Annotated in this window: 26 protein-coding genes and 1 riboswitch; of the genes, 9 read left to right on the top strand and 17 right to left on the bottom strand. The window is 64.8% G+C overall.

Annotation, left to right across the window (positions count from 1 at the left end; translation table 11 throughout):
- The first annotated feature begins 4 nt into the window (after positions 1 to 4).
- A complete protein-coding gene (locus tag ACUXVX_RS06080) occupies positions 5 to 442 on the top strand; it encodes a GNAT family N-acetyltransferase (RefSeq protein WP_446310805.1) in 438 nt (145 codons plus the stop codon).
- A gap of 250 nt (positions 443 to 692) precedes the next feature.
- Here the strand turns inward: ACUXVX_RS06080 and rpsA are convergent, their stop codons facing one another.
- The gene (gene rpsA / locus ACUXVX_RS06075; RefSeq protein ID WP_222470392.1) at positions 693 to 2,372 is read right to left on the bottom strand and encodes a 30S ribosomal protein S1; all 1,680 of its coding nucleotides are present in this window, start codon (positions 2,370 to 2,372) and stop codon (positions 693 to 695) included.
- 260 nt (positions 2,373 to 2,632) lie between these two features.
- On the opposite strand from rpsA, the gene ACUXVX_RS06070 reads away from it, so the two are divergent.
- Positions 2,633 to 3,520, top strand: a complete 888-nt coding sequence (locus ACUXVX_RS06070) for an alpha/beta fold hydrolase (protein ID WP_446310804.1) — start codon at positions 2,633 to 2,635, stop codon at positions 3,518 to 3,520.
- Between the two features lie 10 nt (positions 3,521 to 3,530).
- Here ACUXVX_RS06070 and ACUXVX_RS06065 read toward each other — a convergent pair whose 3' ends face one another.
- The 14 genes from ACUXVX_RS06065 to miaB form a co-directional block, all read right to left on the bottom strand.
- Entirely contained in the window at positions 3,531 to 4,025 is a 495-nt protein-coding gene (locus tag ACUXVX_RS06065) for a BLUF domain-containing protein (protein ID WP_446310803.1), read from the bottom strand.
- A gap of 287 nt (positions 4,026 to 4,312) precedes the next feature.
- Positions 4,313 to 4,924 (bottom strand): (d)CMP kinase, encoded by a 612-nt coding sequence (cmk, locus tag ACUXVX_RS06060; RefSeq protein ID WP_446310802.1) that lies wholly within the window; start codon positions 4,922 to 4,924, stop codon positions 4,313 to 4,315.
- A gap of 73 nt (positions 4,925 to 4,997) precedes the next feature.
- Positions 4,998 to 5,402, bottom strand: coding sequence for a GFA family protein (locus ACUXVX_RS06055; RefSeq protein ID WP_446310801.1), 405 nt, complete (start codon positions 5,400 to 5,402; stop codon positions 4,998 to 5,000).
- On the bottom strand, positions 5,399 to 6,751 hold the full coding sequence (aroA, locus tag ACUXVX_RS06050; RefSeq protein ID WP_446310800.1) for a 3-phosphoshikimate 1-carboxyvinyltransferase: 1,353 nt from the start codon (positions 6,749 to 6,751) through the stop codon (positions 5,399 to 5,401). Before aroA ends, ACUXVX_RS06055 begins: the two co-directional genes overlap by 4 nt.
- Before the next feature lie 51 nt (positions 6,752 to 6,802).
- Complete coding sequence (trmB, locus tag ACUXVX_RS06045) at positions 6,803 to 7,525, bottom strand: tRNA (guanine(46)-N(7))-methyltransferase TrmB (protein WP_446310799.1); 723 nt, start codon at positions 7,523 to 7,525, stop codon at positions 6,803 to 6,805.
- Between the two features lie 67 nt (positions 7,526 to 7,592).
- On the bottom strand, positions 7,593 to 7,916 hold the full coding sequence (locus tag ACUXVX_RS06040) for a hypothetical protein (protein WP_446310798.1): 324 nt from the start codon (positions 7,914 to 7,916) through the stop codon (positions 7,593 to 7,595).
- Between the two features lie 181 nt (positions 7,917 to 8,097).
- Positions 8,098 to 9,264 carry a methionine adenosyltransferase gene (gene metK, locus ACUXVX_RS06035; protein ID WP_446310797.1) on the bottom strand — a complete coding sequence of 389 codons (1,167 nt, stop codon included), beginning with the start codon at positions 9,262 to 9,264 and terminating at the stop codon, positions 8,098 to 8,100.
- A 10-nt stretch (positions 9,265 to 9,274) separates the two neighbouring features.
- Positions 9,275 to 9,323, bottom strand: a riboswitch (SAM-SAH riboswitch).
- A gap of 12 nt (positions 9,324 to 9,335) precedes the next feature.
- A complete protein-coding gene (lnt, locus tag ACUXVX_RS06030) occupies positions 9,336 to 10,898 on the bottom strand; it encodes an apolipoprotein N-acyltransferase (protein WP_446310796.1) in 1,563 nt (520 codons plus the stop codon).
- Positions 10,882 to 11,793, bottom strand: coding sequence for a transporter associated domain-containing protein (locus ACUXVX_RS06025; protein WP_222470402.1), 912 nt, complete (start codon positions 11,791 to 11,793; stop codon positions 10,882 to 10,884). Before ACUXVX_RS06025 ends, lnt begins: the two co-directional genes overlap by 17 nt.
- Positions 11,794 to 11,829: 36 nt before the next feature.
- A complete protein-coding gene (gene ybeY / locus ACUXVX_RS06020) occupies positions 11,830 to 12,324 on the bottom strand; it encodes an rRNA maturation RNase YbeY (RefSeq protein ID WP_446310795.1) in 495 nt (164 codons plus the stop codon).
- Between the two features lie 103 nt (positions 12,325 to 12,427).
- A complete protein-coding gene (locus tag ACUXVX_RS06015) occupies positions 12,428 to 13,450 on the bottom strand; it encodes a PhoH family protein (protein WP_446310794.1) in 1,023 nt (340 codons plus the stop codon).
- Positions 13,451 to 13,639: 189 nt separating this feature from the next.
- Positions 13,640 to 13,936, bottom strand: a complete 297-nt coding sequence (locus tag ACUXVX_RS06010) for a hypothetical protein (protein ID WP_446310793.1) — start codon at positions 13,934 to 13,936, stop codon at positions 13,640 to 13,642.
- A 14-nt stretch (positions 13,937 to 13,950) separates the two neighbouring features.
- Complete coding sequence (locus ACUXVX_RS06005; protein ID WP_446311512.1) at positions 13,951 to 14,463, bottom strand: OmpA family protein; 513 nt, start codon at positions 14,461 to 14,463, stop codon at positions 13,951 to 13,953.
- Between the two features lie 264 nt (positions 14,464 to 14,727).
- A complete protein-coding gene (gene miaB, locus ACUXVX_RS06000; protein WP_446310792.1) occupies positions 14,728 to 16,035 on the bottom strand; it encodes a tRNA (N6-isopentenyl adenosine(37)-C2)-methylthiotransferase MiaB in 1,308 nt (435 codons plus the stop codon).
- A 120-nt stretch (positions 16,036 to 16,155) separates the two neighbouring features.
- On the opposite strand from miaB, the gene ACUXVX_RS05995 reads away from it, so the two are divergent.
- Positions 16,156 to 17,028, top strand: coding sequence for a glycosyltransferase family 2 protein (locus ACUXVX_RS05995; protein WP_446310791.1), 873 nt, complete (start codon positions 16,156 to 16,158; stop codon positions 17,026 to 17,028).
- A gap of 43 nt (positions 17,029 to 17,071) precedes the next feature.
- On the opposite strand, the gene irr is transcribed toward ACUXVX_RS05995, so the two are convergent.
- Entirely contained in the window at positions 17,072 to 17,488 is a 417-nt protein-coding gene (gene irr / locus ACUXVX_RS05990) for a Fur family transcriptional regulator Irr (protein ID WP_222470409.1), read from the bottom strand.
- Positions 17,489 to 17,667: 179 nt separating this feature from the next.
- Between irr and fabA the strand changes: the two genes are divergently transcribed.
- Genes fabA through ACUXVX_RS05970 form a run of 4 tightly spaced genes read left to right on the top strand, consistent with a single transcriptional unit; the run spans position 17,668 to position 21,071 of the window.
- Entirely contained in the window at positions 17,668 to 18,177 is a 510-nt protein-coding gene (gene fabA / locus ACUXVX_RS05985; RefSeq protein WP_222470410.1) for a bifunctional 3-hydroxydecanoyl-ACP dehydratase/trans-2-decenoyl-ACP isomerase, read from the top strand.
- A 33-nt stretch (positions 18,178 to 18,210) separates the two neighbouring features.
- Positions 18,211 to 19,437, top strand: coding sequence for a beta-ketoacyl-ACP synthase I (gene fabB / locus ACUXVX_RS05980; RefSeq protein ID WP_222470411.1), 1,227 nt, complete (start codon positions 18,211 to 18,213; stop codon positions 19,435 to 19,437).
- Between the two features lie 5 nt (positions 19,438 to 19,442).
- Complete coding sequence (locus tag ACUXVX_RS05975; RefSeq protein ID WP_222470412.1) at positions 19,443 to 20,231, top strand: enoyl-ACP reductase FabI; 789 nt, start codon at positions 19,443 to 19,445, stop codon at positions 20,229 to 20,231.
- A gap of 54 nt (positions 20,232 to 20,285) precedes the next feature.
- Complete coding sequence (locus ACUXVX_RS05970) at positions 20,286 to 21,071, top strand: metalloprotease (RefSeq protein ID WP_446310790.1); 786 nt, start codon at positions 20,286 to 20,288, stop codon at positions 21,069 to 21,071.
- Here the strand turns inward: ACUXVX_RS05970 and ACUXVX_RS05965 are convergent.
- Positions 21,051 to 21,488, bottom strand: coding sequence for a VOC family protein (locus tag ACUXVX_RS05965; protein ID WP_446310789.1), 438 nt, complete (start codon positions 21,486 to 21,488; stop codon positions 21,051 to 21,053). The genes ACUXVX_RS05970 and ACUXVX_RS05965 overlap by 21 nt on opposite strands.
- A gap of 102 nt (positions 21,489 to 21,590) precedes the next feature.
- On the opposite strand from ACUXVX_RS05965, the gene ACUXVX_RS05960 reads away from it, so the two are divergent.
- Positions 21,591 to 22,277, top strand: coding sequence for a haloacid dehalogenase type II (locus tag ACUXVX_RS05960; protein WP_446310788.1), 687 nt, complete (start codon positions 21,591 to 21,593; stop codon positions 22,275 to 22,277).
- On the top strand, positions 22,277 to 23,098 hold the full coding sequence (locus ACUXVX_RS05955; protein WP_446310787.1) for an alpha/beta fold hydrolase: 822 nt from the start codon (positions 22,277 to 22,279) through the stop codon (positions 23,096 to 23,098). The genes ACUXVX_RS05960 and ACUXVX_RS05955 overlap by 1 nt, the downstream gene beginning before the upstream one ends.
- Positions 23,099 to 23,105 lie beyond the last annotated feature (7 nt).

The raw sequence follows: 23,105 nt of genomic DNA, 5'->3' as shown, positions 1-23,105 counted from the left end.
TCCATTGATACGACCCTACTCTCCCGGCGTCGACGACGACGCCATCGTGCGCATCTTCACCCAAGCCAGCCGCCTCGCGCATGGCTTTCTGGGCGAAGAGTTCATCCTCAAGGCCGCAGAAGAGGTGCGCAGCCTCTACCTGCCCAATGCTGAAACCCATGTCTGGGATGACGGCGACGGGCCACGCGGCTTCATCGCGCTCATCCCCGGCACGCCCACCGAGGTCGGCGGCTTCTTCATGGACCCAGGCCACCGCGGTCAGGGCCACGGCAGGGCGCTGATGGACGACGCGCTCCGCCGCAAGGGCACACTCGAACTCGATGTCTTCACCCGCAACGAGATCGGCCGCCGCTTCTACGCCCTCTATGGCTTCACAGAGGTATCCGAGCGGCACGACCCGCGCTTCGACCAGCCAGTCATCCGCCTGCGCTCCCCGGGCTGACTGCCCCCAGTGGCGCCTGCCCATCGGGTGGGCGCCACCCTCCTGCATTTTCTTGCTGAAAATACTCCAACCCGACCTTGCCACCCGTGCACCGCCCGACAGTCGGCCATCACGGTGCCAATCTGCGCGGGGTGGGCGGGTGGGAGCGCCGCCCCCGCACCCGGTCCAACACAAGACCGGCCCAACAAAAAAGGGCCCCCGCCAGCAGCGGAGGCCCCAATTCTTTCAGGCTTTACGCCCGGCTGAAGGATCAGTCGTCCTTGTTCAGCGCGGCGCCCAGGATGTCGCCCAGCGAGGCACCGGAGTCCGACGAGCCATACTGCTCCACGGCTTCCTTCTCCTCGGCGATCTCGCGTGCCTTGATCGACAGGCCCAGACGGCGGGTCTTGCTATCCACGTTGGTCACGCGCACATCTACCTTGTCGCCCACGCCAAAGCGCTCGGGGCGCTGCTCGGCACGGTCGCGGCTGAGGTCGGAACGGCGGATGAAGGACTTCATGCCCTCGTACTCCACCTCAACGCCACCATCCTCGATCGCGGTCACTTCCACGGTGATGATGTCGCCACGCTTCACGCCACCAACGGCCTCGGCGAACTTGTCACCGCCCAGCGCCTTGATGGAGAGCGAGATGCGCTCCTTGTCCACGTCGGTCTCGGTGACAACGGCCTTGACCACATCGCCCTTGCGGTACGACTGGATCGCATCCTCGCCACGCTCGTCCCAGCTGATGTCGGAGAGGTGAACCATGCCGTCGATGTCGCCGGGCAGGCCGATGAACAGACCGAACTCGGTGATGTTCTTGACCTCGCCCTCGACCTCGGTGCCCTCGGGATGGGTCTCGGAGAAGACCTCCCACGGGTTGCGCATGGTCTGCTTGAGGCCCAGCGACACACGGCGCTTGGCGCTATCGATCTCCAGCACCATGACTTCCACTTCCTGAGAGGTGGAGACGATCTTGCCGGGGTGCACGTTCTTCTTGGTCCAGGACATTTCGGACACGTGAACAAGGCCCTCGACGCCCGGCTCCAGCTCGACGAACGCACCGTAGTCGGTGATGTTGGTCACGCGGCCGGTGTGCACCGAATCCAGCGGGAACTTGGCTTCCACGGTATCCCACGGATCGTCCTGCAGCTGCTTCATGCCGAGGCTGATGCGGTGAGTCTCTTTGTTGATCTTGATGACCTGCACCTTGATCGTCTCGCCGATCGAGAGGATCTCGGAGGGGTGGTTCACACGGCGCCAGGCCATGTCGGTCACGTGCAGCAGGCCGTCGACACCGCCGAGGTCCACGAAGGCACCGTATTCGGTGATGTTCTTCACCACGCCGTCGACCGTCTGGCCTTCGGAGAGGTTGCCGATCACCTCGGCGCGCTGCTCGGCGCGGGACTCTTCGAGGATCGCACGGCGCGACACCACGATGTTGCCACGGCGACGGTCCATCTTCAGAATCTGGAACGGCTGCTTGAGGCCCATCAGCGGGCCGGCATCGCGCACGGGGCGCACATCAACCTGGGAGCCGGGCAGGAAGGCCACTGCGCCGCCGAGATCGACGGTAAAGCCACCCTTCACGCGGCCAAAGATGGCGCCTTCGACGCGCTCTTCGTCGGCGTAAGCCTTCTCCAGACGGTCCCAAGCCTCTTCACGGCGGGCCTTGTCACGGGAGATCGAAGCCTCGCCGCGGGCGTTCTCGACGCGATCGAGGAACACCTCGACCTCGTCACCAACGGCCAGCTCGGGGGCTTCACCGGGGTTGGCGAATTCTTTCAGATCAACGCGGCCTTCCATCTTGTAGCCCACGTCGATGATGGCTTGGCCCGCCTCGATGGCGATGACCTTGCCTTTGACAACAGAGCCCTCGTCGGGCGTGTCAATCTCGAAGCTTTCGGAAAGGAGGGCTTCGAATTCCTCCATGGATGCGTTCTGAGCCATGTGGCGTGTATATCCTTACTAGTGGTTTCTGGCCGTGCGGTTGTCTCCGCCGGTCTTGGGGTTGGTCTGATGCCGTTCGGCGCTGCCGGAAAAGAACAGGGGCAAAAACAATACAGGGCCGGAAGGCTCCGACCCTGCCCGAGTTCTCCGCCAGCAGCTCTCACGGCGGCTTGACGAAGGGGCGTTTAGCCGCTCAAACGCCGCATGGCAAGGGGTTTCACCGCTTTTCGGCGGCCCCGCGCCGCCCTAAGGTCGCGCCCATGCGTGCCCTCCTCGCCCCCCTCCTCCTGCTCGCCGCCTGCGCCGCGCCGCCCGCCCTGCCCGAGGGCGAGAGCCCGCTGGCGATCAACCCGGCCCGATCCGCCCAGATCGAGGCCGCGCCGCGCCTCACGGTGATGATTCCCGGCGCGCTCGCCTCGGTCGATATCTTCGCCCCCACCAACCATTGGGCCGCGCGCGGCCACGGCCTCGCCTACTACCGCTTTCCGGGGATGGATGGCCTGCCGCTCGACCACCAGCTCTCGATCACCGGCGCAGCAGAGGAAATCGCCCGCTTCGCCCGCCGTTACCCCGGCAAGGATCTCACTCTCGTCGGCTACTCCGCCGGCGGCGCCATCGCGCTGGAGGCCGCGGCCCTGCTCGCGCCCCGCCCCGTCACCGTTGCCGCAATCTCACCCTCGCCCGAGCACGCAGGCGGGATGGAGACCATCCTGCGCGGTGCAGGCGACGTGATCTCGGCCGCCACCCGCGCCGAGCGCTTCACCCGCAAAGCCATCTGGGACGAATATTGGAAGACCCTGCTCTACGGCCGCAACAACCGCGCCGATCCCGGCTTTTCGAAGCAGATCGAAACCCTCTCCGCCGAGCACGCCCCGCAAATCTCCGATCCGAGCCCGGCACTGGTGCGCGCCCATTCCGCCAGCCTGCGCCGCTGGGAGTTGTCCGAAGGGGCCGACCTGAGCCATGCCCGCATCGGCTTCTTCGTCGGCCTCGAAGACCCGGTATTTTCGACCCGCCAGACAGACGGCCTCCGCCGCCGCGCAGGCGGCGGGCGGCTCATCGGCTTTGCGGATGACGGGCACCTGCTCCTGCTGACGCGCAAAAGCCTCTTTGCCCATGTGCTGAGGTTCGTCGAGGCTGCGCCCTAGCCTTGCGGCCCTACCGGCCCCGCGCCGCCGAAAGCCGCTTGATCCACGCGTCCATGCTCTCCGTCGGCTTGCGGCTGTAGGGTGAGGCCCCGCCCCATTCAGCCTCGCTGTGCGACTGCTCGATCATCTTGCCCCAGATCTCCCGCGCCTTCGCCGGGCTGATCATCGGGCGGCTGTTGTCTTCCTCTAAGGAGATTCCCAGCACGTCCTCGGCCACGTAGTCGTAGCCCATCGCCCACTCGGCAAAGGGCGAGGGCGCATCGCCATCTTCCGAGATCAGCACCTCCACCTCGCTATGGCGCGGGTCGGTGCTGATCCGTTCCATCAGCGGCAGCACCTCGACACGCGGCCCATGCAGCGCCTGAAAGAACTGCCCGCGTCCGCGCCACAGGTAGCCCGTGATGCCCTTGGCGGCGTTGAACTCCAGCGCCTTGAGGAGAATGTCGAGATCGGAATCGCCAAATTCCTCTTCATTTGCGATCGAACGATAGAGCAACTGATGCATGTCCGGTGTGGTCCTTCTGCCTTTCTTCCTCCCGGTCTCCCCCGGCTTTGGGGGCCAAGAACAGAAAAGGGATTCTGCCCTCAGGGGCAATATTCTTTGTTCAGGTCTGGTTAACTTTCTCGCGTCACCCTGCGCGAGGATGTCAACTGACACTCCCTCGCATGGTTAACCCCGCGCGCGCTGCGTCTTTTGACATATGCATAAGATGTGCATGGAATGTGCATCAGTTGTGCATGGCGGATTTCCGCCTGCCGATTTACGCAACACCAGCGTTAACCCTGAATTTTCTAGTTTAGTTTCAGTCGGATAGCCGCACGCGCCCGGTCAAGCGCCTCGTCTATGCTCAGCTCCGTGGTATCCAGCTCCACCGCATCCGCGGCTGCCACCATCGGCGCCGCATCCCGGCTCGCATCCCGCTCGTCCCGCGCCTTCACATCGGCCAAAACCTGCTCCCGCGTCACCGCGTGGCCCTTGCCCTGAAGCTCCAGAAACCGCCGTTCCGCACGGGCCTCGGCGCTGGCGGTGACAAAGAGCTTCACCTCCGCCTCGGGGCAGATCACCGTGCCAATATCGCGCCCGTCCAGCACCGCGCCGCCCTCGCGGCGGGCGAAATTTCTCTGAAATTCCAGCAGCTTCTCCCGCACCTCCGGGTCGGCGGCCACACGGCTCGCGGCCTGGGCCACCTCGGGCGTGCGCAGGGCATCTTCGGGGGTCAGGTCGTCGGGGGTGAGCGCCTCGGCCGCCTCCACCGGGTCGGCCCCTGCAAGCACCTTGGCCCCCACCGCGCGGTAGAGCAGGCCGGTATCAAGATGCGCGAGACCAAACTCCTTGGCGACGGCCTTCGAGATCGTCCCCTTCCCCGCCGCAGCCGGCCCGTCGATGGCCACCGTGATTTTCATCGCGCCCTCTTTCATGCAGATGCAGACCGGTCGCCCGGTTAACCTTTCGCTTACCCTGCCCGCTCCCGGCGGCTCAATCCACCCGTGTCGTCAGGTCAGGGTCATAGCCCTCAGCCCGCCGCGCACCGTCCGGGATCTCGTAGTAATCGCCCTTGTCGGCGCAAAAGATATGGCCCTTGGTCTCCAGCCCCGTTGGCCCGTCCAACGTGCCGGCCATGATCGAGATATTGGCCCCCGCACCATCCCAGAACAGCTGGCTCCCGCAGGTTCCGCAGAACCCGCGCCGGGCATCGTCCGACGATGTGAACCACTTCGGTTCGCCCATGACTTCAAGGCTTTCGCGCGGCACCGAGGTGGCCGAAACATAGTGCCCCGTGGTCTTGCGGCACTGGCTGCAATGGCAGGCGATCACCGGCCGCCACGGCCCTTCCGAGGCATAGGTCACTGCCCCGCAAAGGCACCCGCCCGTCAGCCTCATGCGTTCGCCTTTTCCAGCTTCGCGCCGAGGTTGCCCATCAGGTCCATGAAGATCGGGAAGGAGGTCGCGATCGGCCCCGCGTCATCCACCTCCACAGGCTTTTGCGCGGCCATGCCGCAGATCAGAAAGCTCATCGCGATCCGGTGATCCAGCCGCGCCTCCGCCCGCGCCCCGCCGGGCACGCCTTCCGGCCCCAAGCCTTTGACCGCAAACCAATCCTCGCCCTCGTCAACGTCCACGCCGCAGGCCCGCAGCCCCACCGCCATGGCGTCGATCCGGTCGGATTCCTTCACCCGCAGTTCCTTCACGCCCGGGCATTTGGTGACCCCTTCCGCAAAGCTCGCCACCACCGAGAGCACGGGGTATTCGTCAATCATCGAGGCCGCCCGCTCCGCCGGCACTTCTATCCCCTTCATTTCGGGCGAGAATTTCGCCCGCAGGTCCGCCACCGGCTCGCCGCCCTCTTCGCGTTCGTTCTCATAGGTCAGGTCCGCACCCATCTCGCGCAGCGTGGTAAAGAGCCCCGCCCGCGTCGGGTTCAGCCCAATCCCCGGCACCAGCACGTCAGACCCCGGCACCACCAGCGCGGCGCAAACCGGGAAGGCCGCCGACGATGGGTCGCGCGGCACGGCGATCACCTGCGGCTTCAATTCCGGCTGGCCGGTCAAAGAGATAACCCGCCCCTCCGGCGTGTCCTCCACGCTCACCTCGGCGCCAAAACCGGCCAGCATCCGCTCGGTATGGTCGCGCGTCGCCTCCTTCTCGGTCACGACCGTCACGCCCGGCGCATTCAGCCCGGCCAGCAGCACCGCCGATTTTACCTGCGCCGAAGGAACGGGCGTCGTGTAGCTCACCGGCACCGGGCTTTGGGCCCCCACCATCGTCAGCGGCAACCGCCCGCCCGTGCGACCGTAAGATGCTGTTCCGAAGAGCGAAAGCGGCTCCGTCACCCGCCCCATCGGGCGCGAGCGCAGAGAAGCATCGCCGGTGAAGGTCACCGCAAACGGGTGGGTCGCCACCGCCCCCATGATCAGCCGAACCCCGGTGCCCGAGTTGCCGCAATCGATCACGTCTTCCGGCTCACCGAACCCGCCGACGCCAACGCCATGCACCGACCATTCGCCAGCCCCATGCTGCACCACATCGGCCCCCAGCGCCCGCATCGCCTTGGCCGTATCGAGCACGTCCTCGCCCTCAAGCAGCCCGGTGATCTTCGTCTCCCCCACGGCCATCGCGCCAAGGATCAACGAGCGATGGCTGATCGACTTGTCTCCCGGCACCTCCGCCACGCCCTTCAGCGGCGCAGCCTTGCGGGAGATCATCGGGGTGGGCGTGCCGTGAGACGACATGGGCGGGCTCCTCTGAATTGCCGGAACCGCATAGCCGCTTTCGGGGGCGGCTTAAACCCTGCGGAAGGTCAGATAATGCGGCACCCGGCCCTCCCGCAGCGCCTTCTGCTCATAGCGGGTGGAAATCCAGTCACTCCACGGCTCGCGCCAGTCGTCCGGCCCCTCGGCCAGCCATTCGAAGCCATGCCGCGGCACCTGCTCCAGCGTCTGGCGCACGTAGTCCGGAATATCCGTCGCCACCCGAAAGACCGCGCCCGGTTTCAACACGCCCGCCAGCGCTTCGAGGTAGTCGGGAGTCACAAAACGGCGGCGGTGATGGCGCTTCTTGGGCCAGGGGTCGGGATAGAGCAGAAAGGCCCGGCTCACCGAGCCTGCTGGCAGCACATCGAAGAGGTCGCGCACATCACCCGGATGCACGCGCAGGTTCTCCACGCAGGCCTTGCGGATCTTGCCCAGCAGCATCGCCACGCCGTTGATGTATGGCTCGGCCCCGATGATCCCCACGCCGGGGTTCTGCGCCGCCTGATGCACCATGTGCTCGCCGCCGCCAAAGCCCACCTCCAGCCAGACCTCCTTGCCGGGAAACAGCGCCTCAAGGTCCAGCGGCGTGCGGTCGGGGTTCTCCTCCCAACCCACCGGGCCCGGCGACAGCTCGGCCAGATCCTCGTCAAGGTAGGTCTCCTGACTTGCCCGCAGGCCCTTGCCTTTGAGACGGCCATAGAAGTTGCGCCACGGGGCGCCGCTGCGGTGCTTGCTGGAATGGTTCTCGCTCATGGGGCGGCGGTTTAGAGCCGTGCAGCCCGCAGGGCAAGGTGCGCCATTGCCTGCGCCGCACCTGCCCCTAGTGAAATTCGCTCTCGTCCAGCTCCTGCCGGGTAATCTCACGGATGCCCTCATAGGGCGTGCCCGCCACCGCATTGCGGATGATCTCCTCGGCCATGTCGAAATCCTGCACATCGAAGCCAAAGTTCACCTCCGGCTCGCCGGTCCGCGCGCAGGAGCCAATCTCGGCCCCGGCCCATTCGCCCGCCCGCGCCTCGATCAGCGCGTTCTCGATGAGTTCCATGGCAGCGTTGCGAAAGTCGAGGGCGGCATCCCAGTCGCCGGGGTAGAGACCCGGGATGCGATTCACATTGTAAAAAACTTCGACCGACTTGATCGCCATGCCAAGCCCTCCATACCCTTCTGGGTAAAAGGAAAACATGAAAGTTCGGCTAATTTGCGGCCAATTTTCACCTGACCCCGGCAAATTGCGGCGAATGCGACCTATCGGGCACAGGAGTCAGCGGGTGTGCGGGCCGCGGCACCCCCTCTCGAGCACCGCGATCCGCCAACTGTCACACCAGTCAGACCGCCGCCTTGAGGGCGTCCACCAGATCGGTCTTCTCCCAAGAAAAGCCGCCATCCGCCTCCGGTGCCCGGCCAAAGTGGCCATAAGCCGCGGTCCGCTGGTAGATCGGCTTGTTCATCTCCAGATGGGTCCGGATGCCGCGCGGAGTGAGGTCCATCGCCTTGGCCACGGCCTTCTCGATCTGCGCCTCCGGCACCTCGCCGGTGCCGTGGGTATCCACGTAGATCGAGAGCGGCTTGCTGACCCCGATCGCGTAGGAAAGCTGGAGCGTGCAGCGCTGTGCCATGCCGGCGGCCACCACGTTCTTGGCCAGATAGCGGGCAGCATAGGCAGCGGAACGGTCCACCTTGGTCGGGTCTTTCCCCGAGAAGGCACCGCCGCCATGGGGCGCCGCACCGCCGTAGGTATCCACGATGATCTTGCGGCCCGTCAGGCCCGCGTCGCCATCCGGCCCGCCAATCACGAACTTGCCGGTCGGGTTGATCCACCACTCGGTCGCATCGGTCAGCCAGCCCTCAGGCAGGATGCCGCGAATGTAGGGCTCCACGATGCCCCGCACGTCTTCAGACGACAGGCTCGGGTCGAGGTGCTGGGTGGAGAGCACCAGCGAGGTCGCCTCCACCGGCTTGCCACCCTCATAGCGCAGGCTGAGCTGGCTCTTCATGTCGGGGCCAAGCTTGGGCTCGGTGCCATTCTTCCGCACTTCGGCCAGCTTCTTCAGGATCGCATGGGCATAGTGGATCGGGGCGGGCATCAGCTCTTCGGTCTCGTCGACCGCATAGCCGAACATGATCCCCTGATCGCCCGCGCCCTCATCCTTGTTGCCCGCGGCATCAACGCCCTGGGCAATGTCGGCCGACTGGGCATGGAGGTAGCTGTCGACCTTCATGTTGGCCCAGTGAAAGCCCTCCTGCTCGTAGCCGATATCCTGCACGCAATCCCGCGCGATCTCCTCGACCCGCTTGATCACCCTGCCCGGCCCCCGGACCTCACCGCCAATCACCACGCGGTCTGTGGTGGCAAAGGTTTCACAGGCCACGCGGCTCTGCGGATCTTCGGAAAGGAAGGCATCCAGCACGGCATCGGAAATTCGGTCACAGACCTTGTCGGGGTGACCCTCGGAAACGGACTCCGAGGTGAAGGTATATTCGCTACGAGACATTTTGGGATAGTGCTCCATTGGGTTTTCACCGCCACGCCAGGAAGCCGTTGTGGCAGCAGGTATCTTCTTGGCTAGTCTGTTGCGCCCCTGGGGTCAACCTGCACCGCACGCGGGCGGATGGCGGCCAGAACCAGGCCAAGCAGGATCAGAAGGCCCATCACGCCCCAATCGCCCCAGATCCGGTAGGGCGGCGCGGCAGCGAGCCTCGGCGGCAGCGCCACGTCGATGAACCCGGTTTCCCCAAGCGCAAGGCTGTCCAGCACACGGCCCTGCGCATCAATCACTGCCGACACCCCGGTGTTGGCTGAGCGCAGCACCGGCACCCCCTGCTCCACCGCCCTCAGCCGGGCCTGCGCGAGGTGCTGATAGGGGCCAGAGAGGGTGCCGAACCATGCATCATTTGTGATGTGCAGCACCCAATCCGGCCGCGGTGCGGCGATGATCTCTTCGGCAAAGATTGCCTCGTAGCAAATCAGCGGCAACACCTCGCCAAGGCCCTCGCCGAGGTCGATGAGCCGGAGCCCGTTGCCCGGCACAAACCCCGAAAGCGCTGCTTCGGCCAGCCCCTTCGGCGCCCATCGCCCAAGCCAGCTCGCACCGGGCATGTATTCACCGAACGGCACGAGGTGGGACTTGTTGTAGATGTCGGTCACATCGGCGCCAGGGGTCACAACGGCCAGCGAATTGCGCGCGTCATCCCCTTCCAGCCGCTGGATGCCCACCACCACCATCGCCCCCCGCGCGGCATCGGCCAGCACCTCCGCCGTGCCGTTGCCGGGCGCAAGGAAATAGGCCACCGAGGTCTCGGGCCAAACCACGAGGTCCGGCTGCGGCCCCTCAGGCACTTCCGCCGACAAAGCCAGCCCGCGGTTGAAGAAGGTCTCCCGCATCTCCGGCTGCCATTTCAGATGCTGCGGCGCATTCGGCTGCACCAGCCGCACGGTGGCAGGCGCGCGCACCTCCAGCTCCTGCCCAAGCCGCCAGAGGCCGTAGGGCACCGGCAGCGCGAGCAGCGCGATGGCGGTGATCACCCCAAGCGCCGCCCGCCGCAGGCCAAAGACCGTTGGCAGGGCCACAGCCAGCGTGGTGAAGAGCGTCAGCGCATGTGGCCCGCCCAGCGCGGCCAAATGCATCTGCGGCTGCCCGATCCAGATGTGGCCGAGCAGCGCCCAAGGGAAACCCGTCCACAAATGGGCGCGCAGCATCTCTGTCGCCGCCAGCAGCACCGCGGCCCAGAGCGCCCGGTGCCAGCGGCCCCGCCCAAGTGCCGCAGCCGCGCCATAGGCCAGCCCCCAGAACAGCGCAAACCCGCCGGCATGGGCCGCCAGCGCAAAGGGGGCCATCCAGCCGTGCCGCAAAGGGTCCACGAAAAACGGCTCGACGATCCAGAACATCGTCGCCGCCACATAGCCCACGCCCATCGCCCAGCCGCGCCACGCCGCCGCCTTGGGCTGCGGCACGAGCGCAAAGAGGGCGAAGGCCAGCGCCAAGGCCGCCACCGCGAGCCAGACAAAGCCCAGCGGTGCCTGCCCGGTGCCCACCAAGGCCCCGAGCAGCGCGAAGAGCGCAAAGCTCGACCACCGCCCAGCCAGCCACCCGGCCATCCGTTCTGTCAGGTCAATCGGCTTCGGCACCTGCGTCCTGCCGTGCACTGGCCTCGGGCAGCCTTACCCGCAGCCGCTTCACGCGGCGCGGATCGGCATCGAGCACCTCGAACTCAGCCCCGCCGGGATGCGGCACCACCTCGCCCCGGGTCGGCACCCGCCCGGTCAGCATGAACACGAGCCCACCCAAGGTATCGACCTCTTCGAGATCCTCGGCATCGGCCAGCGCCACGCCGGTCTCTTCCTCGAAATCCTCGAGCGGCGTGCGCGCCATCGCGAGGTATTGCCCGGGCTTCTCTTCGGTCCAGAGGTCGCCCTCCTCGATGTCGTGCTCGTCTTCGATCTCGCCGATCACCTGTTCGATCAGATCCTCGATGGTCACGAGCCCGTCGGTGCCGCCATATTCGTCGATCACCAGCGCCATGTGCATCCGGTCGCTCTGCATCTTCTGCAGCAGCACCCCAATCGGCATCGACGGCGGCGCATAGAGCAACGGCCGCAGCATCGGCTTGAGGTCGAAGTCAGAGCCATTGCCGTTGAACCCGTATTTCAGCGCTAGGTCCTTGAGGTGCACCATGCCCACCGGGCTGTCGAGCGTACCCTCGAACACCGGCAAGCGGCTCATGCCGCTGTCACGGAACACCGCCACAAGGTCATCCTTGCCGATATCGAGCGGCACGGCGACGATCTCCACCTTGGGAATCGCCACATCCTCCACCCGCATCCGGTGCAGGTTGCCCAGCCCAAGCATGGCGACGGACTCGCGCCCGCCACTCCTGCGTGGTTCGGCCCCTTCCTCGGCGCCGGTCTCATCCTGCGGAAAAATCGCCTCGGCAAGCCGGCCCCAAAGGCCCTTGCCCTCACTACTGTCGGTTTCCAGCGCGCCCTGCGCGGCGCTAGAAGACCCGTCCGAACTTTCGCCCATCGGTCCTTTCCATCAAACGCCCCATCGCCGGGGCTGTCAGTCATATGGGTTCTTCACACCCAACTTGGCAAGTATTTCCGCTTCACGGGCCTCCATCAGCTCCGCGTCTGCATCATTAATGTGATCGTAACCCAGAAGATGCATCATCCCGTGAACGACGAGGTGCGTCAGATGGTCCCGCAGCGCAATGCCGCCCGCCTCCGCTTCCCGGGCACAGGTCTCATAAGCAAGCGCGATGTCGCCAAGCGGCAGGGTGCCATCCGGGTCGGGCTCAGGGGCAAGAGGGTCATCGCCGGGCGTGTCAGCAGCCAGGTCTTCGGCAGGCCAGCTCAAAACGTTGGTCGGTTGCGGCTTGCCTCGGAAGTCGCCGTTGAGCATCGCAATGCGCGCGTCATCCGCGCCGAGCACAGAGAGCTCGATGTCAGGCGGCAGGTTGTGAAAGGCCAGCACAGCGGGCGCGGCAGCCTCTACAATGGCCTGCAAGCCCGCCCCCTGCCAGCGGTCGTCTTCCAGAACGACGTCCAGTTCCATTTTCTTGCTTCAAATATCTCCGGGGGTTTGGGGGCAGCGCCCCCAATTACCAATAAATCATGTGCGCCGCAGGCGCGCGATTAACCAGCGGTTAACCTGAAATCTACCCCTGCGCCTCAGCCTTGTCATAGGCCTCGATGATCCGCGCCACCAGCGGGTGCCGCACCACGTCCTTGGCGGTGAAGTAGTTGAAGGAAATGCCCTTCACCCCATCCAGCAGGCTCTCCGCCTCGCGCAGGCCCGACTGCACGCCACGCGGCAGGTCCACCTGGCTCCGGTCGCCGGTAATCACCATGCGGCTGCCCTCGCCAAGGCGGGTCAGGAACATCTTCATCTGCATGGTCGTCGCGTTCTGCGCCTCGTCGAGCACACAGAAGGCATTGGCCAGCGTCCGCCCCCGCATGAAGGCCAAGGGCGCGATTTCAATGCGTTTTTCCTCGATCAGCTTCTGCACCTGCTTGGCGGGCAGAAAGTCGTTCAGCGCGTCGTAGAGCGGCTGCATATAGGGGTCGACCTTGTCCTTCATGTCGCCCGGCAGGTAGCCCAGCTTCTCGCCCGCCTCCACAGCCGGGCGGCTCAGGATGATCCGGTCGACATGGCCAGCGAGGAACATGTTCACGCCCACCGCCACGGCCAGATAGGTCTTGCCGGTGCCCGCAGGCCCGATCCCGAAGCCCAGCTCATTTTCGAACAGCGCGCGCACATAGGCCTTCTGCGCCTCGGTGCGCGGCTCCACGATCTTCTTGCGGGTCTTGATCTCGACCCGGCCGCCCTGGAACATCTCGAGTTGGTCGCCATCGCGCGCGGTCGCGGCATCCCCGGCCGTCTCGCGACCCATCCGGATCGCCCCGTCCACATCGCCGGGCTCGATCGGGCGGCCCGCCTCCAGCTTGGTGTAAAGCTCCTGAAGGATCACCGCCGCCTCGCTCCGCGGCCCGGCCTCGCCGATGATGGCCAGCTGATTGCCACGCCGCAAAATCTGCACACCCACTGCGTGCTCGATCTGCGCGAGGTTGCGATCAAACTCACCGCATAGCTCGATGAGCAACATGTTGTCGGGGAATTCCAGCGGAGTTTCCAGAATATCCTTGGGGTTTGGCGGGGCGGTCAGGGCACTGATTCCCAAAAAGCGCTTCTCCATAAGCTGGCTAGCAACACGCTAGATATAGTGTCTCACAAGGTCAGGTTGCCAAGAGCGCGGCCATCGCGCAAGCGGCCTGTGCAAAGATTTCACGCAATTGACACGAAAAGAGGCCGCGTGAGCGTGTCTCGCGGCCTCGGGCTGCATAAAGCGGCAATCGTCAAACGGCGCGACTCAGATCGGATCGGGAAAGCCGGAGCCCCGCTTGAAATCGCCGGTGGCAGTGCTCGAAGGCCCGGCACCCGAGCACACCGGCTTGCCGAACTTGTCGAGCCGCTGGCTGAGGTAACCCTCCACCCCGTCGTCGATGATCCAGTGGTCGCAACCGTTCGGGTCGATCCAGACACCGGCTTTCAGCTGGGTCAGATCCTTGCTGTCGAACCCGCGGTCCACGGTCTTGTCGATCTTCTCGCTACAGGCGCTGAGCCCGGCCGCAACGGCGAGGAGCGCGGTGATCTTGAGGATGTTCATGGCGCTTCTCCCGGTCACTGGATGCAGATGATTTCGACGCGGCGGTTCTTCTGCATGCCCCCGGCCGTGCGGTTGGAGGCCACCGGCATCCGCTCACCGTAGCCGCGCACGTCGACGATCTTGGCGCCAGTCGCCTTGCCGATCTTGGCCACGCTGGCCGCCCGGCGGTAGCTGAGGTTCATGTTGTACTCGTCGCTCGCCCGCGCATCTGTGTGGCCCGCGATGATGTAGGCGCGTGCCTTGGAGGAGCGGAAGAACCCTGCAAGGCGCTTCTTGCCCGACGCCGAGATCGAGGCACTGTCGGTCGCAAAGAGCTGGTCGGAGTTCATTACCCCGCAAACATTGCCCCGCCGGCACACCGGAATGCCCTGCCGGGTGACGTGGGGGGTCATGTAGCCTTCCGCCCCATCATCCATCACCCAGTGCTCGCAACCGTCCGGGTCTACCCAAACGCCGGGAATGTAATCTTCACCGGCCTTCCGCGATTGCGCGGCGGCCTCACTGGCAAAAAACCCGACCGCCACCATCAGCGCCGCGGCGCCGCAGGCGAGGGTTCGGAACGGCTTCAGAAATCTCTGGGTCACGAGCATCCGTCCTTTCCATTCTTGAAATGCGGAGCCACGGTGAGAGGTCCGGCAAAAGCTCCTGCCTTATTGTTGGCAAATTTAGCATTTTCCCGGGGCCGTCAAAGCGTTATTCCCGTTGTATTGTAAAGCGTTAGGCAACAGAAATCGCCGCGCTCGCCCATTGTTGCGCAATCGCCGATCAATTGCGGCGAAAATCTGGCAGGGTCAGAGCAGCGCGCCTGCGAGGGAGTTGGGGCCAGAATCGGTGATGCGCACTTTCACGAGGTCGCCGACCGAGAGGTTTTCTCCGGTGATGTGCACGGCGTGGAGGTGGTCCGACTTGCCCACCATCTGCCCCGGCAGGCGCCCCGGTTTCTCAATCAACACATGCACCTCGCGACCCACCATCGCATCCTGCGCCGCGCGTTGCTGGCGGGTGATCAGCGCCTGCAACCGCTGGAGCCGTTCATTCGCCACGGCGGCCTCCACCTCTGCCCGTTCCGCGGCCGGTGTGCCGGGGCGGGAGGAGTATTTGAACGAATAGGCCGCGCCGTAGCGCACCCGTTCGATCAAGTCGAGCGTGGCCTGAAAGTCCTCCTCGGTCTCCTCGGGAAAGCCGACAATGAAATCGCCCGAGAGCAGCAGGTCGGGCCGGGCCGCGCGAATGCGGTCGATAAGCTCAACATAGCTCGCCGCCGTATGCTTGCGGTTCATCCGCTTGAGGATCCGGTCGGACCCCGACTGAACCGGCAAGTGCAGGTAGGGCATCAGTTTTTCGCAATCACCGTGGGCTGCGATCAGGTCATCTTCCATGTCGTTCGGGTGCGAAGTGGTGAAGCGGATGCGCTTCAACTCGTCAATCTCGGCCAGCCGACGGATGAGTCGGGCCAGCCCCCATGTCTCGCCGCCATCCTCGCCGTGATAGGCATTCACGTTCTGGCCCAGCAGGGTGATCTCCCGCACTCCGCGCGAGACCAGCTCCTCGGCCTCCGCCAGCACCCGCGCCACCGGGCGGCTCACCTCGGCCCCGCGCGTGTAGGGCACAACGCAGAAGGCGCAAAACTTGTCGCAGCCTTCCTGCACCGTCAAGAACGCGGTCGGCCCGCGCTGCGCCTTGGGGCGCCCCTTGAGTTTCTCGAACTTGTCCTCTTCCGGGAAATCGGTGTCGAGCGCCTTCTCGCCACTCCGTGTTTTTGCCTCCAGCTCCGGCAGGCGGTGGTAGCTTTGCGGACCGACCACGAGGTCGACCATCGGCTGCCGCCGCATGATCTCTTCGCCCTCGGCCTGCGCCACGCAGCCTGCCACGCCGATCTTTAGGTCGGGCTTGGCCGCCTTCAGATCCTTGTAGCGACCCAGTTCGGAATAGACCTTTTCCGCCGCCTTCTCGCGGATGTGGCAGGTGTTGAGCAGGATCATGTCGGCCCCGTCCGGGGTTTGCACCTGCTCATATCCCTCCAGCGCCTCGGCCATGCGCTCGCTGTCGTAGACGTTCATCTGACAGCCATAGGTCTTGATATAGAGCTTCTTGGTCATCGCGCGTTTCCCGGAAAGATCGGGCGGTGTCTACCTCATGCCCCCTGCCCTCGCAACGGTTGCGCTCAAGGCGCTGTTAACTCACAAATGGCACAACAACGGGCATGGGCAGCCGGTGGCATGAAATACAGTTCTCTCAGTGACTTCCTCGAACAGGGCAAGGCGGCGCTCGCGAAGGGCCCGATTGCAGTGATTTGCGTCGAAGATCTGCGTGAGGTCGATACGACCATCCGCCATCACCGGATGATCGGCTTTCGTGAGATCATCCTGCTCGCGCCGGACATGCTGGAATTGACCGAAACGCTGGAAGCGCTCGTGCACCGGGTTCCCTACGACATGCACGCCGATGATGCCCTCGCACTCGCGATGAACCAGGTTATCGATGCAACCGCACCCGGCCAGTGGCTCTATTACTGCTACAACGCCGAATACCTGTTCTTCCCCTTCTGTGAAAACCGCACCATCGGCGAGATGCTGGCCTTCCACCTAGAAGAGCGGCGCGATGCGATGCTGACCTATGTCGTCGACCTCTACGCCGACGATCTGGACCGTTTCCCCGATGCCGTTTCGATCGAGGAGGCGCATCTCGACAAGTCCGGCTACTACGCCCTCGCGCGGCCCGATCCGGCCAACCACAACCACCCCAAGGAGCGGCAGCTTGATTTCTTTGGCGGACTCCGGTGGCGGTTCGAGGAGCATGTGGACAGGGAGCGGCGGCGGATCGACCGGATCGCACTGTTCCGCACCAAACCCGGTTTGAGATTGCTGCCCACTCACACCTTTTCGGATGAGGAATACAATACCTACGCCTGCCCCTGGCACCACAACCTGACGGCCACCATCTGCTCGTTCCGCACCGCCAAGGCGCTCAAGGCCAACCCCGGCAGCCGTTACGACATCGATACCTTCAAATGGCACAACTCGACCAAGTTCGAGTGGCACTCGCAGCAATTGCTGGATCTCGGCCTGATGGAGCCGGGGCAGTGGTTTTGACGGGTATGGGAATTTAACGGGCGGGTCGAACCCGCCTAGGTAATCAAACCCGGCGGAGGCGGATCACCACATCGACCTTGGCAATCTCAGTGCCTTCGGGCGCATCGGGGATGCTGGCCAAACGCAACTGCTCGGTCGGCGCATCGGTCAGCTTCTGGCTGTCTTCCCAGTAGAAATGTGGGTGATCGTCGGTGCGGGTATCGAAGTAGCTCTTCGACCCGTCGACCGTGATCTCCTGCATGAGCCCAACATCGCAGAAGGCACGCAGAGTGTTGTAGACGGTCGCCAGAGAAACCTTCTCGCCAGAGGCACGGGCCGCGTCGAAGAGGCTCTCGGCGGTGACGTGGCGGTTGTGACCGTCGCCCACCAGCAGGGTCGCCAAGGCAAGGCGCTGGCGCGTAGGCCGCAAGCCACCTGTTTCGAGCCATGTCGAGCCGCGCTGTTGCGCTTGGGTTTTCATCCGGTTGGGTTCCATCGTCCTGCCTGACTTGCCTTATATCCGTGCATCCACACTGAATTCAAATGAAAATGGTTCGCAACTGCGTGCTCTGGTCGCGCCGCGGCGCTATTGCGCCCGCGTCCGGGCCGGTGCTAGAGGGGGCGCGACCAAGGGCACACCAGAAGGGGGAGCAGAGCCGCATGGCGGAGCATCCGAATACATTCGACAAGGAAGGCCTGCTGAAATGCGCCCGGGGTGAACTTTTCGGGCCTGGCAATCCGCAGCTCCCCGAGCCGCCCATGCTGATGATGGACCGGGTCACCGAGATTTCCGCCGATGGCGGCGAGAACGGCAAGGGCCATGTGGTGGCGGAATTCGACATCACGCCTGACCTCTGGTTCTTCTCCTGCCACTTCCCCGGCGACCCCGTGATGCCCGGCTGCCTTGGCCTCGATGGCCTCTGGCAGCTGACCGGCTTCAACCTGGGCTGGCGCGGTATGCTGGGCCGGGGCCGTGCGCTTGGCGTGGGTGAGGTGAAGTTCACCGACATGATCACCCCCAAGAACAGCCAGATCGTCTATCACGTCGATTTCACCCGCGTCATGGACCGGAAGTTGAAACTCGGCATCGCCAACGGCAAGATATTCGCGGATGGAAAGCTCGTCTTCACTGCCGAAGGCATGAAGGTCGGGCTGTTCTCCGACGAATAACCGGGGCACCGCCCCCGCAACACACGAGGTTTCATGCGTCGCGTCGTCATCACCGGGATCGGAATTGTCTCACCCATCGGGATCACTGCCGATGAGGTGACTGAGAGCCTTAAAACCGGGCGGTCTGGGATCACCGCCGCGCCGGAATACACGGAGCATGGCTTCCGCTCCTGCATTCACGGCAAGCCGGACATCGACGTTGCCGAGCATATCGACAAGCGCAACCTGCGCTTCATGGGCGCGGGCGCGGCCTACAACTTCATCGCGATGGAACAGGCGGTGAAGGACAGCGGGCTGGAGCAATCCGACGTGTCGAACGTGCGCACTGGCCTCATCATGGGCTCCGGCGGCCCCTCGACCTCGAACTTCTTCACGGCCCATTCGATCGTGAAGGAAAAGGGTTCGCCCAAGCGGATGGGCCCCTTCATGGTCACCCGCTGCATGAGCTCGACCAATTCGGCCTGCCTTGCCACCCCCTTCGGGATCAAGGGCATCAACTACTCGATCACCTCTGCCTGTTCGACGTCGCTGCACTGCGTGGGCAACGCGGTGGAGCAGATCCAGATGGGCAAGCAGGACGTTGTCTTTGCTGGCGGCGGCGAAGAGGTGGACTGGACGCTGAGCTGCCTGTTCGACGCGATGGGCGCGATGAGCAGCAAGTACAATGACACACCCGAACTGGCCTCCCGCCCCTATGATGCCACCCGCGACGGCTTTGTGATTTCGGGCGGCGGCGGCGTGGTGGTGGTCGAGGAACTCGAGCACGCCAAGGCCCGCGGAGCCAAGATCTACGCCGAGGTCACCGGCTACGGCGCCACTTCGGACGGCGAAGACATGGTCGCCCCCTCCGGCGAAGGCGGCGAGCGGGCGATGAAGCTGGCGCTCTCCACCATCGGCGACCGCAAGGTGGATTACATCAACGCCCACGGCACCGCGACGCCGGTGGGCGACGTGGTGGAGGTCGAGGCGATCCGGCGGGTCTTTGGCGAGGGCAACACGCCGCCGATCTCATCGTCCAAGTCGCTGGCCGGCCACAGCCAGGGCGCGACCGGCGTGCTGGAAATCATCTACTCCATCCTGATGATGGAGAACCGCTTTATTCAGGCTTCGGCCAATGTCACCGAGCTCGACCCGGGCCTGAACCCCGGCGAGATCGTGACCGAAACCCGGTTGGATGTTGATCTGGACTCCGTGCTCTCCAACAGCTTCGGCTTCGGCGGCACCAACGGGTCGCTTATTTTGAGCAAGTATCACGGATAGTTACTATGGCTGATTTGATGCGGGGCAAGCGCGGCCTCATCATGGGCGTGGCGAATGACCGGTCCATTGCTTGGGGCATCGCAAAGGCGATGGCCGCTGAGGGCGCGGAGCTGGCCTTCAGCTACCAGGGCGATGCCTTCGGCAAACGCGTTGAGCCTCTGGCCGAGAGCCTTGGCTCCGACTTCCTGCTCGATGTCGACGTGATGAACGACGAGAGCATGGACGCCGCCTTCGGCCTCATCGGCGACCGCTGGGGCGCGCTGGACTTTGTCGTCCACGCCATCGCCTACTCCGACAAGAACGAGCTGACCGGGCGGTTCATCAACACCACGCGTGATAACTTCCGGAATTCGCTCAGCATTTCCTGTTTCTCCTTCATCGACGTGGCCCGCCGTGCGGCGCCGCTGATGAAGAACGGCGGTACTCTGCTGACCCTGACCTACCAAGGCTCCAACCGCGTGACGCCCTATTACAACGTGATGGGCGTGGCCAAGGCGGCGCTGGAAAGCTCGGTGCGCTACCTCGCCGATGACCTCGGGCCGGATGGCATCCGGGTTAACGCAATCTCCCCCGGACCGATGAAGACCCTCGCCGGGGCGGCGATTGGAGGCGCGCGCAAGACCTTCCGCTTTACTGGCGCAAACGCCCCGCTGCGCGAGAATGCGACGCTGGAGGCCGTGGGCGGCACCGCCGTTTACCTCGCCTCAGACTACGGGGCCTGCACAACGGGCGAGATCGTGCGGGTGGATGGGGGCTTTCATGTGCTCTCCATGCCGCAGCCAGAGAACCTCTAGGCAATTCCCCCGCAGCGCCAAATTGAGGCCTGATTTCAGGGCCATGCCTGCCGCATGACGTTGCTCTTTTTCGCCCTCGCGCTCTGCGCCTTCACCGTGTTCTCGCTGCGCGGAGGCCTTGTTGCCCCGCGCGGGCTGGTGGTGCACAGCCTCGACACGCAGGGGCTGATGCTGGGCCTTGCTGCCTTTGGCCTCGCCGCATGGTTCCTCGGGCCGCTCTATGGCATCGCGCTGACGCTCTCGGTCGTCGTCCATGAGTTTGGCCATGTCGCGGCCTATCGCGTGGCGGGCCACAGTGATGCCCGATTCCGACTCGTGCCCCTGATGGGCGGTGTGGCGATCTCAAACCGGCTGCCCGACACGCAGGCAGAGAGCTTTTTCATCACGCTGATGGGGCCGGGCATCTGCATCGCGCCGATGGTTCTGGGCTTTGCCGTCTCGGAGTATTTCACGTGGCGGGCACCCGAAATCGCCCATGCGGCATGGGTCTTTGCTATCGTCACCGGCGCGCTGAACTTCTTCAACTTGCTGCCCTTCTGGCCGCTGGACGGTGGGCGCTGCGTGAAGATTCTCGCGCAAACCTTCTGGCCCCCGCTGGGCCGGGTGGTGGCGATGGGGATGAGCGCGGCCTTCGCCGCCACGGCGCTTTGGCTACAATCGACCATGCTCTTTTTCTTCGCCTTGCTCTCCTCCCAATCGCTGTTCACCGGGCAGGACGAAGCGCGGTATCAGCGGCCGATGACCAAGGCGCAGGGCGGGTTGGCCGCTGCGGCCTATCTCTTTACCACGGCGGCGCATTTCTGGGGCGGGTGGGCGCTGCTAGAGCGGTACGTCCTCTAGCGGCGGGTCACCATCCGGCTCGCCCTTCACCGCGCCGATGCGGGCCTCGACCGGGGTCATCAGCCCCACCGTTGCGCCGGACGGGTCCTTGACGATGGCAATGCGGCCCGCCTCCGGCACATCGAAAGGCGGGCGCACGACCTCTCCGCCCAGATCGCCGATCGCAGCCACACTGGCATCCACGTCATCGAGTGCCAGATAGGTGAACCAATGCGGTGGGACCCCTGCCATGCTGCCCGGCAAATCCATGATCCCGGCCACCGCGGCGCCATGCACGTGGGCGACGTGATAGTCGCCCTCCGACATGCGCACAGTCTCGAAGCGCCAGCCGCAGGTTTGCTGGTAAAACGCCCGTGCCGCTGCCGCGTCATGGGTCATCAACTCACTCCACCAGACCTTTCCGTGATTGAGTGACATCTGCCTCTCCTCTGTGGTCCGCGCGAATCCCTCCCTAGCCTACCACAAGGCCTTCCGCCCCGGACGGGGCTGTGCCAGTCTGCCGCGGGAAAGGGAGGCTCCATGACAATCAAGGCCTGTGTTTTCGACGCTTACGGCACGCTCTTCGATGTCTCCGCGGCCGCTCGCGAGGCCGCATCCGAGCCGGGCCGGGAGGCGCTGGCGGGGTGCTGGCAGGCACTGGCGGAGACATGGCGGCAGAAGCAGTTGGGCTATAGCTGGTTGCGGGCGATCACCGGGGCGCATTGCGATTTCTGGCAGGTCACCGGTGAGGCGCTGGATTATGCCCTGGCCGAGCAAAAGCTGGCCGATCCGGAGCTGCGCGAGCGGTTGATGGCGCTTTACTTCGAGCTATCGGCCTATGCGGAAGTGCCTGAGATGCTTACCGAATTGAAGGCGGGCGGATTCGCCACCGCGATCCTTTCCAACGGCTCGCCCGAGATGCTCGTGGGCGCTGTCACCTCTGCCGGGGTTGGCGGGGTTCTGGACGCGGTGATCTCGGTTGAAGACGTGGGGGTCTTCAAGCCCGACCGCCGCGTTTACGATCTGGTAGGAACCACGCTGAAGGTGGAGCCTGCCGAAGTGCTCTTCGTCTCCTCCAACGGCTGGGACGCCGCCGCCGCTGCGGGCTACGGCTTTCAGACCGCATGGGTCAACCGTGCGGGCCTGCCGATGGATCGCCTGCCGTGGCGCCCGGCCCATGAACTCACCGACCTTACCCCCATCCCCGACCTCGCAGGGAGGCTCTGATGCCCAGCTTCACCGCCTCCGACGGCACCCGCATTCACTACCGCGACGAGGGCGAAGGCCTTCCGCTGCTTTGCCTTGCCGGCCTGACCCGCAATGCCAGCGACTTCGACTACGTCGCGCCGCATCTCACCGGTTGCCGCATGATCTGCCCCGACTATCGCGGGCGCGGCGGCTCCGGCTGGTCGGGCGCGGAGACCTATACGGTGCCGGTCGAGGCGCGGGACCAGCTGGAGCTGCTGGAGCACCTCGGCCTGGGCCAGGTTGCCATCCTCGGCACGTCGCGCGGCGGGCTGATCGGCATGGGGCTGGCGGCCATGCAGCGCGACAAGGTGATGGGCCTTTGCCTCAACGATGTGGGCCCGGCGCTCAGCCGGGATGGGCTGGAGCGCATTTTTGACTACGTAGGCCGCAACCCGGCGGCCAAGACCCACGCCGACCTTGCGGCCGCCCTGCCCGGCGCGATGTCGGGTTTTGATGGTGTGCCGCCCGAGCGTTGGCTCGAGGAGGCGCGGAAACACTATGATGAGACCCCAGAAGGGTTAAAAATCAATTACGACCCGGCCCTTCGCCAGGCGTTTCTGGCGGCATTCGAGGGTGATATCCGCGAGGCTTGGCCGCTGTTCGAAAAGCTGAAAGGCCTGCCGCTGGCGCTGATCCGGGGCGAAAACTCCGACCTGCTGACGCCGGAGGCCGCCCGGAAAATGCGCGAGATGATCCCCGAGATGATCTATGCCGAGGTGCCCGGTCGGGCACATATCCCCTTCCTCGACGAACCGGAGGCGCTGAAGGCGCTGGACCGGTGGCTGGAGAAAATGCGTTGAATTTCGA

The sequence above is a fragment of the Vannielia sp. SX4 genome (genome assembly GCF_052828525.1).
The sequence above is the reverse complement of the archived record's forward strand: the minus strand, read 5'-3'. Positions and strand labels throughout refer to the sequence as shown.

Coding starts and splice junctions, on each gene's coding strand:
- ACUXVX_RS05955 (WP_446310787.1), top strand. CDS start 22,277: ATGCCCAGCTTCACCGCCTCCGACGGCACCCGCATTCACTACCGCGAC.
- ACUXVX_RS06055 (WP_446310801.1), bottom strand. CDS start 5,402: ATGAGGCTGACGGGCGGGTGCCTTTGCGGGGCAGTGACCTATGCCTCG.
- ACUXVX_RS05965 (WP_446310789.1), bottom strand. CDS start 21,488: ATGTCACTCAATCACGGAAAGGTCTGGTGGAGTGAGTTGATGACCCAT.
- fabA (WP_222470410.1), top strand. CDS start 17,668: ATGGCGGAGCATCCGAATACATTCGACAAGGAAGGCCTGCTGAAATGC.
- irr (WP_222470409.1), bottom strand. CDS start 17,488: ATGAAAACCCAAGCGCAACAGCGCGGCTCGACATGGCTCGAAACAGGT.
- ACUXVX_RS05995 (WP_446310791.1), top strand. CDS start 16,156: ATGAAATACAGTTCTCTCAGTGACTTCCTCGAACAGGGCAAGGCGGCG.
- ACUXVX_RS06005 (WP_446311512.1), bottom strand. CDS start 14,463: ATGGTGGCGGTCGGGTTTTTTGCCAGTGAGGCCGCCGCGCAATCGCGG.
- ACUXVX_RS06065 (WP_446310803.1), bottom strand. CDS start 4,025: ATGCATCAGTTGCTCTATCGTTCGATCGCAAATGAAGAGGAATTTGGC.
- ACUXVX_RS05975 (WP_222470412.1), top strand. CDS start 19,443: ATGGCTGATTTGATGCGGGGCAAGCGCGGCCTCATCATGGGCGTGGCG.
- ACUXVX_RS05970 (WP_446310790.1), top strand. CDS start 20,286: ATGACGTTGCTCTTTTTCGCCCTCGCGCTCTGCGCCTTCACCGTGTTC.
- ACUXVX_RS06040 (WP_446310798.1), bottom strand. CDS start 7,916: ATGGCGATCAAGTCGGTCGAAGTTTTTTACAATGTGAATCGCATCCCG.
- ACUXVX_RS05960 (WP_446310788.1), top strand. CDS start 21,591: ATGACAATCAAGGCCTGTGTTTTCGACGCTTACGGCACGCTCTTCGAT.
- ACUXVX_RS06070 (WP_446310804.1), top strand. CDS start 2,633: ATGCGTGCCCTCCTCGCCCCCCTCCTCCTGCTCGCCGCCTGCGCCGCG.
- trmB (WP_446310799.1), bottom strand. CDS start 7,525: ATGAGCGAGAACCATTCCAGCAAGCACCGCAGCGGCGCCCCGTGGCGC.
- ybeY (WP_446310795.1), bottom strand. CDS start 12,324: ATGGAACTGGACGTCGTTCTGGAAGACGACCGCTGGCAGGGGGCGGGC.
- metK (WP_446310797.1), bottom strand. CDS start 9,264: ATGTCTCGTAGCGAATATACCTTCACCTCGGAGTCCGTTTCCGAGGGT.
- ACUXVX_RS06025 (WP_222470402.1), bottom strand. CDS start 11,793: ATGGGCGAAAGTTCGGACGGGTCTTCTAGCGCCGCGCAGGGCGCGCTG.
- cmk (WP_446310802.1), bottom strand. CDS start 4,924: ATGAAAATCACGGTGGCCATCGACGGGCCGGCTGCGGCGGGGAAGGGG.
- fabB (WP_222470411.1), top strand. CDS start 18,211: ATGCGTCGCGTCGTCATCACCGGGATCGGAATTGTCTCACCCATCGGG.
- rpsA (WP_222470392.1), bottom strand. CDS start 2,372: ATGGCTCAGAACGCATCCATGGAGGAATTCGAAGCCCTCCTTTCCGAA.
- aroA (WP_446310800.1), bottom strand. CDS start 6,751: ATGTCGTCTCACGGCACGCCCACCCCGATGATCTCCCGCAAGGCTGCG.
- miaB (WP_446310792.1), bottom strand. CDS start 16,035: ATGACCAAGAAGCTCTATATCAAGACCTATGGCTGTCAGATGAACGTC.
- ACUXVX_RS06010 (WP_446310793.1), bottom strand. CDS start 13,936: ATGAACATCCTCAAGATCACCGCGCTCCTCGCCGTTGCGGCCGGGCTC.